Raw genomic sequence first — 13,431 nt, 5'->3', positions numbered from 1 at the left:
TGTAGTAGTTATTTTCTTTCCAAGGATTGTTATTTTAATGCGCAATTTGGTACTTTGGTAATTGTCAATCCAAACTTGAAGAAGATTAAAAAACTACTTTCACGGTCATTTGTTGTCCTCCTCGATAGAAAGTTACTTCTTTTACATCACCTGCATTTAATTTGGACAAACATTCCATGTATCCATAGACTTCCTTGATGATACAATCACCTATTTTGGTAATGATATCTCCTGCTTGTATTCCTGCAAGTTGTGCCGGACGATTTTCAGTTACACCATCCACATGCAATCCATCGCCATGATCCGTATAATCAGGCATAATTCCAAGGGTAACTTTGTATTTTGGTGCTTTTTTTCCAGCTTCGACTTTTGTTTTTGTAAATTCAACTTGATCCAAATCGGCAATAGCATTTACCGTACGCAATACAAAACTTATGATAGTCGATACTCCTTCGTAATTTATTTTTTCCTCATCATCACTTGGTTTGTGGTAATCTTGATGTGTTCCAGTAAAGAAAAACAAAACAGGTATGTCCTTTAAGTAAAAAGAAGTATGATCTGATGGGCCTATACCACTTAATTCTTGTGTAATGTTAAATCCTGCAGGTTTGTTTTTTTCGATGATTTCTGGAAAAGAAGGGCAAGTGCCTGTTCCGCCAATCACAAGCGATTTTTTATCGTCTAGACGACCTATCATATCCATATTAATCATGGCAGAAACGTTTGGAAAATTTTGTTTAAGGGTTTCGGCCATGTGTTTAGATCCTATCAAGCCATCTTCTTCTCCCGAAAATAACGCAAATAGGAAATTTACTTTTTCTTTAGTAGCATTTTGTGATAGGATTCTGGCAAGTTCTAAAACATCGGCAACACCAGAAGCATTGTCATCCGCTCCATTGTGAACTTCTCCTTCCGAATTCATTTTAGTTGAATGATGGTGCTCGTTTAATCCTAAATGATCGTAATGTGCGCCAATTACTATGGTGTGCTTAGCGTTGTTGTCTAAATAACCTATTACATTGGTTCCATTAATAGGAGCACTCTTTAAAATGGTATCATGTGGGTTCAAGGCCACTTTATACGTAAAGGGTTGTTGATAGTTCTTCTGATATGGTTTTAAACCCAATTTCTTAAATTCATTCTCAATATAATTGGCGGCTAGTTTTTCTCCTTTTGATCCAGCTAATCTTCCTTGTAATTTATCAGAAGCCAAGTAGGAAATGTGTTTTTTTAGTTGCTTGGAGTTTACGTTTTCGGCTTCATCGGTTTCTACCCAATCCGCTATGAACACATTGGTCTCTCTTGCTTTACCTTGTTGACGATTACTTGAGAAAACCAATTTTTTGCCATCAGGCGAAAACATAGGAAAAGCATTAAACTCACTTTCCCAAGTGATTTGGCGTAAACCTGTACCGTCAGTATTGATCATGTAAAGTTGAAAATCGTAGCCACGCGTTGCATGATGATTGGAGGAAAAGATAATTTTTTGGTCGGATGGATGAAAAAAGGGTGCCCAATTGGCTTTGCCTAAATGAGTGATTTGTTTCAAATTCGTACCATCAATATTGCAAGTGTATATCTCCATTTCTGTTGGAGCTACCAAATTTTCAGCTAATAAGTCTTTGTATTCTTTTATGGCTGCCTCAGTTTTGGGTCTAGAAGAACGAAACACTAGTTTTTTGCTATCGTGCGAAAAAAAGCATCCGCCATCATACCCCAATCCGTGAGTAATTTGTTTAACATTACTACCATCGATGTCCATGGTGTATATTTCTAGATCACCACTTCGAATACTGGTAAAAGCTATTTTTTTTCCATCTGGCGATACAACTGCTTCGGCATCATAGCCAGGGGAATTGGTAAGTTGTTTTACAATATTGCCATTGGTGTCCGCCATATAAATATCGAACTCTGGGTAAATGGCCCACAAATATTTGCCGTCTTTTGGTTTTGGTGGCGCAGGACAAGCGTGATGGGAAGCATGTGTGGAGGCGTATAGTATATGTTTGCCATCGGGCATGAAATAAGAACAGGTAGTCCTTCCTTTTCCTGTAGAGATACGTTTTAAACTTTTAGCATCGATGTTCTCTTGGGTTAAATCCAAAGAGAATATCTGATCACATTCGGCGCCCAACTCGCGGTTGGTGACTTGAAGTGTCAATGATTTACTGTCTGGACTAAAATAGGCTTCGGCATTATCGCCACCAAATGTAAGTTTCCGTATGTTTTTAAGGTTGTTCTCTTGAGCGTGGGCCGCTAGACTGCACACCATAAGTAATGCAAGGGTATAGTTTTTTAAAGTCATAATTATGTTTGATTTACTTTTACGAAGATACAAAAAGCAGTATCTTATTTATAATCATTTTAAATAAAAAAGTATTAAATTTTTAATTTCCTTGAGATTGAGGTTTTTTGCGGAAGTAAGTGGTTGTTAATTAGTGTATTATGTTTTAAAATTTAAATTAAAGTCATGTGTTTTTTTTATTTTTTTGTATTTTAGATAGAAAAACGCATATGAAAGCAGTTACCTTCCATCCAGTAAGCGATCAATTTGTTGTGAGAGAAATTGAAAGACCTTTACCTCAAAAGGGTGAGGTTTTGGTAAAAGTATTTGCGTGTGGTCTTAACCCTGTGGATGCTAAAATTATACATTGGAAAACTAGTGTAGCTCAAATGTCTGATCCTTGGATAGCTGGGTTGGATGTTGCTGGGGAGATTGTGTTAGTAGGAGAAGGGGTGACCCATTGGAAAGTGGGAGACAGGGTGCTTTATCATGGTAATATGTTCCAGCCTAATGGAGGTTTTGCAGAATTTGCCATTCATAATGCCAATACGCTATTGCCACACCCTAAAGTTAGTTCTATTGTTGCAGCAGCAACACCTTGTGCTGGCTGGACAGCTTGGCGTGCCCTAGTAGATAAATTGCGCGTACAAAAACAAGATACTCTTTTTATAATGGGAGCCTCGGGAGGCGTGGGTAGTTTTGCTATTCAGATTGCGAAACTATTGAATGTAGAAAAGATAATTGCTTGTTGCTCTTCTCAAAATCACGAGTATGTGATGTCACTAGGAGCTACTCATGTTGTAGATTATAAAGAGGAGGATTGGTTTGATCGAGTGCTGGCCATGACTGATGGTTTGGGTGTAGATAAAATAATTGATGCCGTTGGAAGAGAGCATGACATTGCGTTATCTAATTTGCTAGCCTACGAAGGGGAAATGATTGCTTTAGTGTCTTCGTTGAGAACAGAAGCTTATGACAATATATTCATGCGAGGGCTCAGTTTTCATCAACTTTCATTAGGAGCAGGTCATAATAATGGAAAAAAAGGAATGTCAAGTTTGGTCCATGCAGGTATGGCCTTTTCAAGCCATCTTGAAACTGGTGCCATCTCCGTCCCCGTTATTCATGAAGTTGCTCTTGATGAGGTAGGACTAACTCTAGAAAAAATGCGAAACCGGAACAACTTAGGCAAATACGTAATGGTGCTTTAACATTGATATCAAGGTTGAAAACCATTTTTGAAAAGCTATGATTATCGCTACAGTTTGTTGCTGATGAAAGTAATTTAAGTGCCCGATAAAAGGATAATCTATTTAACTTTTTAAATAGGCTTCTCTTACTTTTTTGAACAAATTAGATGAGTATACAAATTCAACTATCGCTTCGTTTTCGGTTAGGAAAATTTCTTCCTTAGTCCCTTCCCAAGCTTTCAGACCATTTTTTAAAAACAAAATTTTGTCGCCAATCTCCATTACCGAATTCATATCATGGGTGTTGATAACCGTAGTAATATTGTATTCTTCTGTAATTTCTCGGATTAAATTGTCGATAATAATGGAAGTAGTGGGATCTAAGCCTGAATTGGGCTCATCACAAAATAAATATTTAGGATTGTTGACAATAGCTCTAGCAATGGCCACCCTTTTCTGCATTCCACCCGAAATTTCAGAAGGTAATTTGTGGTGTGCATTGACAAGATTAACTCTCTTCAACACAAAATCGACACGATCACGAATTTCACTCGGGCTATTGTTAGTAAACATTTTTAATGGGAAACCAACGTTTTCCTCTACTGTCATTGAATCAAACAAAGCGCTTCCCTGAAAAACCATGCCAATTTCGGTGCGTATGTCTCTTTTTTCGTCGGGCGACAATTTTGAATATATTCTCCCATCAAAAGATATGGTACCAGTTTCGGGATAATGAATCCCTAATAAACTCTTTAATAAGACGGTTTTTCCAGAGCCACTTTGGCCAATAATTAAGTTGGTTTTTCCTGCTTCAAAGAGACATGAAACTCCTTTTAAAACTTTAGTGCCAGCAAACGATTTGTGTATGTTTTTAATTTCGATCATGACCCAAGTAATAATTGCGTTAAAATGTAATTGAAGGTGATTATGCAAACCGAAGTCCAAACAAAGGAAACGGTACTTGCTTTACCCACTTCTAGTGCACCACCTTTCATGTAGTAACCATGAAAAGAAGGGATGGTTGCGAGTAACATCGCAAATACTAATGTTTTAATAAAAGCATAAGTAATATGAAAGGGAATAAATTCCAATTGTATTCCTTGAATAAATGCTTCGCTGGAAGTGAATCCACCGTAAACTGCTGCAGCCCATCCGCCAAAAACGCCTAAAAACATACTGATGCCAATTACGAATGGGAACAATAAAAGCGCAATGATTTTGGGGAAAACCAAATAATTTAAGGAGTTGACTCCCATAACTTCTAGCGCATCAATTTGCTCTGTAACACGCATGGTGCCAATACTTGAAGTGATGAAAGATCCCATTTTTCCAGCCATAATTACCGAAATGAAAGTAGGGGCAAATTCCAAAATAACAGATTGACGTGTTGCAAAGCCAATAAGGTACGTTGGAATTAGAGGGTTTGTAAGGTTTAATGCCGTTTGTATAGAAACAACGCCACCCACAAAAAAAGAAATAAAACAAACAATTCCCATGGAATTGATGATTAAATCGTCAATTTCTTTGAAAATTAAATCTTTCATAACCCTCCATTTGGTTTGCTTAACGAAAATTTCTTTAAGCATCAGGAAGTATTTTCCAATTTGTGATAAGTAGCGAATAAGCATCATTTTTTGAGTATTCTAGTTTCAGATTAGTTGGTGCAGTAGGCAAAATAGAAACGCAAAAATACTGTATTTTGTTTATATTTTTGGGTTTAGTTGCTTCCTAATACGGCTCCTATTAAAACAATTTTTGTTTCATTTTTTGTAAACGATAGCTTCTAATAAATTGGGCTTGTTCGTTTGTGACTAATAATGGTGTTTTGTTGTTTTTTGCTTTTAGAAAACCTCGGATGTAATCAAAAAACAAAAGAGGTTTCTTTTTCATTAAGGCCAATTTTGCCGAAGAAATCATCGTGATGAAAAAGCCGTAACCCAAGGTGTAAAAAGATTCACCTTGTTTATAACGGGCCGCTTTGTTGTAGTTGGCTCCTGTGGGTTTGAGGTGCTTTACATGTAAACTTTCATCAGTTACCACTTTCCAATTATAAAATTTACACAACAATTCGTCTACGGTATCCCAACCCATAGCGGGTTTTAAACCTCCAATTTGTTGGAAAGCGGCTTTCCGATAGGCTTTCAAGGCCCCTCGAATATGATCTTTGTCGGTTAAATTTTCTAATACCCATTCTCCGTTTTTTTCAATGTAGCAAAATCCGCCGACCATCCCAATTTGTGCATCGGATTGAAAATGACGTATGATGGTTTCGAAATATTGATTCGGAAAAATCAAATCGGCATCAATTTTTACTAAAATGTCATACTGGTCATCAATGTGTTTTTCGCCTTCATGAAAGGCTTGAATTACTTTACTGCCTGGTAAATGAATCGCATTGGATTGTTTATTTACCAATTCAATGCAAGGATATTTTTGAGAGAATTGTGCGATAATTTCAGCAGTCGAATCGGTAGAGTTATCGTTCACGACTATAACTTTTGCTGGCTGAATCGTTTGATCTACAAGTGACTGTAAAGTCAAAGCCATAAAAGCTTCCTCGTTGTAAGCAGGGATGATGATGTAGTACTTCATAGGGAAATTCCAAAATTTTAAAATTCCAAATTCCAAATCAGTAGATGCACTCTATATTGGAATTTGGAATTTCATTTTTGTGATTTATTTTTAGGCTTTTTCAGCGTAAACAATATAATATCTAGGGGTGAAAAAACGCAATAGTGGACGGAATCCTATTTTTTTTACGGGATGCGTAAATTTTTCTCTAGCAATAATTTTCCAACCTGTTTTTTCTAATAGCCAGTCCAATTGCCAATCTTCAAATTCGTGATAATGTCTGTCCCACATATCGGTTTTGCTACGGTAGGCAGGTGAAAACCATAATCGAAGTGGGATAGAAATCAATAATTTGTCGCTTTTTACATTTTGTAAAACCGTAAAAGGATTTAATAGGTGTTCAAAAATTTCAAAGGCGGTAAAAACCGTGTAGTTCTCGGTTTGTAAGGCGTTTTGATTGAGGTCTAAATCCTCACCAGTAGTGTTTTTTACAGTATAACCATTTTCCTCCATTATCTTGGAAAACGGGTTGGGAACACCTAAATCAAAAATAGTTTCGGATGTGGAAATATGTTTTTGTAAAAACTCTAAAGTATGCTTGAATCGTTTATTAGGAAAAGTTTTTTCGTACATGTTAATTTGATTTTTTCTCTGAGACAGAGGGCGCAAATATACAAATTATAAGTATTAGGTAGGCATAGTTTAGCCCAGATAAAAACGAAAAGCCCACAGCACTGGGGCTTAATTTATGCTGGTGCATCAAAGCGACTAAAAGAAGCTCTTGAGGCGCCTTGCAGAAATAAACTCCAGGGCGAGGACTTGTAGTGGATAGCTGGATAAGCTCCAGAAAAAAAGCAATTAGTGAATTGCGCAATTTGGGTCAAGCATTAATTGCTTCTAATATCGATATACAAAGGCGTTAACATTCATTCCGGCACCTACTGAAGCAAACATAAGAAGATCACCCTTTTGAATTTCGTGATTTTCAATTTGGCCTTTTGATAATAAATCAAACAAAGTAGGTACGGTGGCCACACTGCTATTGCCTAATTCATGTATGCTCATCGGCATAATATCGTGAGGTGGTTTTTGACCGTACAATTTATAAAACCGTTGAATAATGGCTTCGTCCATTTTTTCATTGGCCTGATGAATTAATATTTTTTTGATTTGAGTGATGTCAATGCCGCTTTTATCCAAACAGCTTTTCATGGCTGCAGGGACTTTGCTTAAAGCAAATTCATAAATTTTGCGACCATGCATTTTGATGTAGCGCGTTTTGGGATCATTTTCTTGATTGTAGGATTTTCCAAAAAACAGAAAAGAAGCTTCTTCAATGGCGAATGTGCCACTCTCGTAGGAAAGCATACCCGTGTCATTTGTAGCTGCTTCAATGATTGCCGCTCCAGCACCATCAGCATAAATCATGGAGTCGCGGTCATGTGGGTCTACCACTCTCGAAAGCGTCTCAGCTCCAATGACCAAACAACGATTGGCCATACCGGATTTGATAAATGCATTGGCTTGCAGTACGCCTTCAATCCATCCTGGACAGCCAAAAATAAGATCATAGGCCACACATTTTGGGTTTTTTATTTGAAGTTTGTTTTTGACCCTAGTAGCTAAACTAGGCAAGGTATCGCCTTGAATGGTTTCATGATCTACGTCGCCAAAGTTGTGTGCAAAAATGATATAGTCTATGGTTTCTGGGTCGATATTGGCGTTTTCGATTGCTTTTTGTGAAGCAAAGTAGGCTAGGTCTGAAGTGTTGTATAGGTTTTCTGCATACCGACGGTTTTCGATTCCAGTGATGCCTTTAAATTTGCTAATTACAATCTCATTAGGATATTCAAATGGAGTGCCGTCTTCGTTTAAAAAAATATGTTGGTCAAAATCGGTGTTTTTTACAGATAGGGTAGGTATGTAACTTCCTATGCCCGTTATTTGTATGCTCATATATAGGATTGTTGTACTTTTTTGATTGATTTGTAAACAAAATACAATTGCTTAAGCGAAATCAGTAAAAAAAGTGGGTTTTATATGTGTTTTTTATAATTCCGGCTAATGTAAGGAATATAATTGCAATTGCGTAAAAAAATATACTATGCATGCATATAATTATGAATTGCTGTTTTTTTTATTCGTTTTATACTGTTTTTTTGAAAATTTCTGAAATTATTTTGCTTTAAATAGCAATTCAATTGTTAAGTTGTTTTTCTTGTTGTGTACTGCTGTTTAAATTATAAGAAGATTCAATTCAAAAAAATAACCCGACAAATTTGGTTTCTGTCGGGTTAAATTATTTTTTGAACACGAAAAGATGTTAACTTTCATTGAGTGACTCGATAGGAGTTCAGTTGTAAACTAGATTTATGTCAACATAAGTCTCATTTTTTTAACTATCATTAAAACTATTCGATTTTGGTTAATAGATTGTCATAAGGAATCTTTACGTTTATTTTTATGATTAATAATTATAGTGGAAATAAGTTAAATGTAAATGGAGTATCTTATTTAGACAAATATGAAAATGAAATCATTTTTTTTTTTTTGATTGCTTGAAGTGTTTTTTAGAGTTAAAATATAAATGCAATTAATTTTTTGTAGTAATTACCAATACACCTTGCGAAGCTCGATTTCCATATATAGCTGCTTCGTTATCTTTTAAAACTGTTATTGATTTTACATTGATTGGTAGAAGATAGTCAATGTTTGCTACTACTGTTCCATTTACAACAAATAATGGCTGGCCAACATATCTCCATGAGCTATTTCCTCGAATAGTTATTCTGTTGTCATTCGAAACGGATACTCCAGCAACTTTACCTCTTATCATGTCATAAATTGTAAGATACGTATATTTGTTTTCGGTAGATTTATTTTTTTGTGCATCACGAAGAATAAATTTTTGATTCGATTCTGAATATGCTGATACATCATGATTTTCTTTGTTATGGCTTTTGGATTTAACAGCTTCTTTTAGTGTGAAATTCATAGTACTTTCCTTGGTGTATTCAGAAGATGATAATTCGTGGTTTTTTGAAACTACATTGATGGTTTTTACATTTTCAGGAAGTAAAACTTCAAATTCTCCATCTTTATTTGTTTTAACATTGGAGTATATGGAATCTAAATAGATTTTTGCTTTTGCAATGGGTTTGTTATTAAAATCGACAACTTTTCCTTTTAGTTTATTTTGGCCATATCCCAAAACCACCAATAGCAAACAAAGAATCTGTATCAACCTTGAATTTTTCATAACGAATCAAATAATTAAGAATTAGGTTGTTAAATGTAGTGATTAATTTTAACAATAGTTTTAAAATTTATTTTTTTGCAATTTTATGTGGTGTTTTTTTATAGTTGTGAAATCCATGGAGTCTGGGTTAAAATGAAAAACCCTTTCAGAATTCATTTGCTGAAAGGGTTTTGTAAGTTGGTACAATATATGGTTTTAACTTTCCATATACGCTTCAATTGGAGCACAGCTACAAACTAGGTTTCTGTCGCCATAAGCATCATCGGCTCTGCGCACAGTAGGCCAGAATTTGTTTTCGGCAATATACTCTAATGGGAAAGCAGCTTGTTCTCTGCTGTATGGGAAATCCCAAATTTCGGCTGTTAGCATCGCTAATGTATGAGGGGCGTTTTTCAAAACGTTGTTGCTGTCCTCGATAGTTGCGGCTTCGATTTCTTTTCGGATGGAAATCATAGCATCACAGAAACGATCCAATTCTTCTAAGTTTTCACTTTCGGTTGGTTCGATCATTAAGGTACCTGCCACTGGGAAAGAAACTGTTGGCGCGTGGAAGCCATAATCCATCAAACGTTTAGCGATATCCGTTACTTCGATTCCTTTTTGTTTGAAAGGACGGCATTCCAAAATCATTTCGTGTGCTGCGCGACCCATTTCACCAGAATATAAAGTATCATAGTGACCACTTAATTTTTCTTTGATGTAGTTGGCATTTAAAATAGCGTGTTCAGTAGCTGATTTTAATCCCTCAGCACCTAACATAGAAATGTATCCATAAGAAATCAAGCAAACTAAAGCGGATCCCCAAGGTGCAGCAGAAATAGCGGTAATGGCATTTTCTCCTCCAGTTGGAATTACTGGGTTTGTAGGTAAAAATGGAACCAATTGAGGCGCTACACAAATTGGTCCAACACCTGGTCCACCACCACCGTGAGGGATAGCGAAGGTTTTATGTAAGTTCAAGTGACAAACATCCGCACCAATAGTAGCTGGGTTGGTTAATCCTACTTGAGCGTTCATATTCGCTCCGTCCATATATACTTGACCTCCGTTTTCATGGATTATTTGAGTAATCTCTTGTATGGCGCTTTCGTAAACTCCATGAGTAGATGGATAAGTTACCATCAAACATGAAAGGTTGTCTTTGTGTAGCATCGCTTTTTCACGTAAATCTTCTACGTCAATGTTTCCGTTGTCCAAAGTTTTGGTTACCACGATTTTCATCCCTGCCATTGCTGCCGATGCAGGATTCGTACCATGAGCAGAGGAAGGAATAAGGGCAACATTTCTGTGGTGATCTCCACGAGATTGGTGGTACGCACGAATCACCATCAATCCTGCGTATTCTCCTTGTGCACCAGAGTTAGGTTGTAAAGTAGTACCCGCAAATCCTGTGATTACATTTAGTTGTTGTTCTAATTTGCGCAACATTTCTTGGTATCCTTGAGCTTGATCTAGTGGAGCAAAAGGATGAATGTTGTTCCATTGTGGGTTGCTCAATGGCAACATTTCTGAAGCTGCATTCAATTTCATAGTACAAGAGCCTAAAGAAATCATCGAATGGTTCAATGATAAATCTTTACGTTCTAGCATTTTGATGTAGCGCATCATAGCCGACTCCGAATGGTATTTATTGAAAACATCGTGTTGTAAAAACGAAGATGTTCTGTTTAATTCTTCTGGGAAGTGGTTGGTTACTGTTAATTCAGCGATTTCGGGAGCTTGAGTTCCTTTTGCGGTAGCGAAAATACTAACAATTTTGGCTACGTCTTCGATACTAGTGGTTTCATTGAATGCAATAGAAACTGTTGCTTCGTCGATGTAGAAAAAGTTGATGTTGTTTTGTTCCGCTACTGCTTTTATTTTTTGAGCCTCAGCTTTCACTACAATTGTATCGAAGAAAGCGCTGTTGGTTTGCTCGTACCCTAATTTAGTCAATTCGTTAGCAGTTGTTGCAGCCACGGCGTGTACTTTATTAGCGATATATCGTAAACCTTTAGGTCCGTGGTACACGGCATACATACCTGCCATTACTGACAATAATACTTGTGCAGTACAGATATTTGAAGTCGCTTTTTCACGTTTGATATGTTGTTCACGAGTTCCTAAAGCCATTCTCAAGGCTCTATTTCCGTTCGCATCAATAGTAACACCAATAATTCGTCCTGGCATAGAACGTTTGTACTCTTCTTTGGTTGCAAAATATGCTGCGTGAGGGCCACCATATCCTAATGGAATTCCGAAACGTTGTGTAGTACCAATTACTACAGCTGCTCCCATTTCGCCTGGAGGAGTCAATTTGGTTAAACTCAAAATGTCTGCCGCAACGGCTACTTTTATTTCGTGAGCTGCAGCTTTTGAGATAAATTGTGAATAGTCGTATACTTGACCGAATTTACCAGGATATTGTAACATTGCTCCAAAAAAGTCTTCCGAGAATTCGAAAGTTTCGTGGTTACCCACTACCAATTCTATTCCGATAGGTGTGGAACGTGTTTGTAAAACTGATAAAGTTTGAGGTAAAATTTCTTCAGAAACGAAGAATTTGTTGGTATTGTTTTTCTTTTGATCGCGGGTTCTTACATCAAAAAGCAAAGCCATAGCTTCAGCCGCTGCAGTACCTTCGTCAAGAAGTGAAGCATTGGCAATTTCCATTCCGGTAAGTTCAATCACCATAGTTTGGAAATTCAAAATCGCCTCTAAACGACCTTGTGCGATTTCGGCTTGGTAAGGCGTGTAAGCCGTGTACCATCCTGGGTTTTCAAATATATTTCTTTGAATTACTGCAGGAACGATTGCTTGGTGATAGCCTAAACCAATATAAGATTGGAACACTTTGTTTTTATTGCCTAATTCTTGAATGTGTTTTGCAAATTCATATTCTGTCATGGCAGGGTCCAATTGCAGTGGTGCTTTTAGACGAATGTCATCTGGAAGGGTTTCATAAACGAGTCGTTCTATCGAATCAACTCCAATGGTTTTCAACATGTGTTGAAGGTCATTCTCTCTTGGACCAATGTGTCTTAAAGCAAAAGCATCTGTTCTCATTTGTACTTAATCGTGTTTTTTATTTCTTTGTCAAAAAGGTCTCAATTGAAATGTTTTGGATTACATTTGAAAAAATCAAGCAAACTCCTTGAACAAAGAACTGTAAGTGTTGTTTTTTGATGCGCAAAAATAAGTATTATTAATAATTCATAACCTATTTGTAAGGGTAATTTTTATAGATTTTTCAGCCAAATCATTCATTTGATTATAATTGATTAATTTTTGTTTAATGAAGATCTTCAGGCAGTTATTTTATTTTTACATCAAAGGTAGTCTACATGTGGGCTTGTCGTGTTTGGCTTTGTTACTCATCACTCAACAACAGTTATGGATTTCAACAAGTGCTTATTTAAAAAGCTTCGTCTTTTTGAGCACTATTTTGGCTTACAACTTTGTTAAATATGAATCTTTAGTTCGAATTAGAAAACACACTATTCGTAGTGAATTAAAGACAATCCTTGCTTTTAGTGGATTGGTGTTTTTAGGTGCAATATATTCTTTTTTCCGATTGAGTTGGCACACACAATTGGGGGCTTTTTGTGTTATCGTTTTGACGTTATTGTACACTTTGCCTTTTTTTCCAAATCGGAGCAATGCAAGGAATTGGAAGGGGATTAAAATTTATATTGTGTCTTTGTGTTGGGCTTTGACTACTGTTGCGTTGCCTGTTTTGGAAGGCGATTTGCCATTTGATTTTTTATTACTGATATATGGTTTGCAGCGGTTTATTTTTGTGTTTGTTTTGATTGTCATATTTGAAATTGTCGACTTAAAAAATGATGATCCTTTGTTGCAAACTGTACCGCAGCAAATAGGCGTGGAGCGAACTAAGAAGTTAGGTTTTGGCTTGTTGTTTTTAATTTGTCTTTTGGATTTTTTGAATGGGAACTTTAGTTTAGTTTCTCTTTTTTTTATCCTGGTTATTGCCTTTTTTTTAGCATTTGCTAATGAAAATCGGTCCAAATATTACACCTTGTTTTGGGTGGAGGCGATACCAATTTTTTGGTGGTTGGCACTTCGTTTATTGCTCTAAAAAAAAACCGAAGCATTGCTACCTCGGTTTTTCTTTGAATTCTAAATTG

At 36.4% G+C, this 13,431-nt stretch carries 10 protein-coding genes; 2 read left to right on the top strand and 8 right to left on the bottom strand.

Going from position 1 to position 13,431, the window contains the following annotated elements; translation table 11 throughout:
- Positions 1-85 precede the first annotated feature (85 nt).
- Positions 86-2,305, bottom strand: a complete 2,220-nt coding sequence (locus tag ACZIX2_RS10265; protein ID WP_463339996.1) for a M20/M25/M40 family metallo-hydrolase — start codon at positions 2,303-2,305, stop codon at positions 86-88.
- A 209-nt stretch (positions 2,306-2,514) separates the two neighbouring features.
- On the opposite strand from ACZIX2_RS10265, the gene ACZIX2_RS10260 reads away from it, so the two are divergent.
- A complete protein-coding gene (locus tag ACZIX2_RS10260) occupies positions 2,515-3,495 on the top strand; it encodes a zinc-binding dehydrogenase (protein WP_463339995.1) in 981 nt (326 codons plus the stop codon).
- 102 nt (positions 3,496-3,597) lie between these two features.
- On the opposite strand, the gene ACZIX2_RS10255 is transcribed toward ACZIX2_RS10260, so the two are convergent.
- From ACZIX2_RS10255 to gcvP, 7 genes are all read right to left on the bottom strand, one after another.
- Positions 3,598-4,359: an ABC transporter ATP-binding protein gene (locus ACZIX2_RS10255; protein WP_463339994.1), complete on the bottom strand. Its 762-nt coding sequence runs from the start codon at positions 4,357-4,359 to the stop codon at positions 3,598-3,600.
- Entirely contained in the window at positions 4,356-5,105 is a 750-nt protein-coding gene (locus ACZIX2_RS10250; protein WP_463339993.1) for an MlaE family ABC transporter permease, read from the bottom strand. Before ACZIX2_RS10250 ends, ACZIX2_RS10255 begins: the two co-directional genes overlap by 4 nt.
- Positions 5,106-5,217: 112 nt before the next feature.
- Positions 5,218-6,066: a glycosyltransferase family 2 protein gene (locus tag ACZIX2_RS10245; RefSeq protein WP_463339992.1), complete on the bottom strand. Its 849-nt coding sequence runs from the start codon at positions 6,064-6,066 to the stop codon at positions 5,218-5,220.
- Positions 6,067-6,156: 90 nt separating this feature from the next.
- The gene (locus tag ACZIX2_RS10240) at positions 6,157-6,678 is read right to left on the bottom strand and encodes a methyltransferase (protein ID WP_463339991.1); all 522 of its coding nucleotides are present in this window, start codon (positions 6,676-6,678) and stop codon (positions 6,157-6,159) included.
- A 264-nt stretch (positions 6,679-6,942) separates the two neighbouring features.
- Positions 6,943-8,001, bottom strand: a complete 1,059-nt coding sequence (locus ACZIX2_RS10235) for a 3-oxoacyl-ACP synthase III family protein (protein WP_463339990.1) — start codon at positions 7,999-8,001, stop codon at positions 6,943-6,945.
- A 637-nt stretch (positions 8,002-8,638) separates the two neighbouring features.
- The gene (locus tag ACZIX2_RS10230) at positions 8,639-9,304 is read right to left on the bottom strand and encodes a TonB-dependent receptor plug domain-containing protein (RefSeq protein WP_463339989.1); all 666 of its coding nucleotides are present in this window, start codon (positions 9,302-9,304) and stop codon (positions 8,639-8,641) included.
- Positions 9,305-9,499: 195 nt separating this feature from the next.
- Positions 9,500-12,349 carry an aminomethyl-transferring glycine dehydrogenase gene (gene gcvP, locus ACZIX2_RS10225; protein ID WP_463339988.1) on the bottom strand — a complete coding sequence of 950 codons (2,850 nt, stop codon included), beginning with the start codon at positions 12,347-12,349 and terminating at the stop codon, positions 9,500-9,502.
- A 229-nt stretch (positions 12,350-12,578) separates the two neighbouring features.
- Here gcvP and ACZIX2_RS10220 point away from each other — a divergent pair, with 229 nt between their 5' ends.
- Positions 12,579-13,382, top strand: coding sequence for a UbiA prenyltransferase family protein (locus ACZIX2_RS10220; RefSeq protein WP_463339987.1), 804 nt, complete (start codon positions 12,579-12,581; stop codon positions 13,380-13,382).
- Positions 13,383-13,431 lie beyond the last annotated feature (49 nt).

The organism is Flavobacterium riviphilum (assembly GCF_055231795.1).
The sequence above is the reverse complement of the archived record's forward strand: the minus strand, read 5'-3'. Positions and strand labels throughout refer to the sequence as shown.

Bases quoted from the DNA above. Each gene is read 5' to 3' on its own strand.
- ACZIX2_RS10265 (WP_463339996.1), bottom strand. From the start codon at position 2,305: ATGACTTTAAAAAACTATACCCTTGCATTACTTATGGTGTGCAGTCTA.
- ACZIX2_RS10260 (WP_463339995.1), top strand. From the start codon at position 2,515: ATGAAAGCAGTTACCTTCCATCCAGTAAGCGATCAATTTGTTGTGAGA.
- ACZIX2_RS10255 (WP_463339994.1), bottom strand. From the start codon at position 4,359: ATGATCGAAATTAAAAACATACACAAATCGTTTGCTGGCACTAAAGTT.
- ACZIX2_RS10250 (WP_463339993.1), bottom strand. From the start codon at position 5,105: ATGATGCTTATTCGCTACTTATCACAAATTGGAAAATACTTCCTGATG.
- ACZIX2_RS10245 (WP_463339992.1), bottom strand. From the start codon at position 6,066: ATGAAGTACTACATCATCATCCCTGCTTACAACGAGGAAGCTTTTATG.
- ACZIX2_RS10240 (WP_463339991.1), bottom strand. From the start codon at position 6,678: ATGTACGAAAAAACTTTTCCTAATAAACGATTCAAGCATACTTTAGAG.
- ACZIX2_RS10235 (WP_463339990.1), bottom strand. From the start codon at position 8,001: ATGAGCATACAAATAACGGGCATAGGAAGTTACATACCTACCCTATCT.
- ACZIX2_RS10230 (WP_463339989.1), bottom strand. From the start codon at position 9,304: ATGAAAAATTCAAGGTTGATACAGATTCTTTGTTTGCTATTGGTGGTT.
- gcvP (WP_463339988.1), bottom strand. From the start codon at position 12,349: ATGAGAACAGATGCTTTTGCTTTAAGACACATTGGTCCAAGAGAGAAT.
- ACZIX2_RS10220 (WP_463339987.1), top strand. From the start codon at position 12,579: ATGAAGATCTTCAGGCAGTTATTTTATTTTTACATCAAAGGTAGTCTA.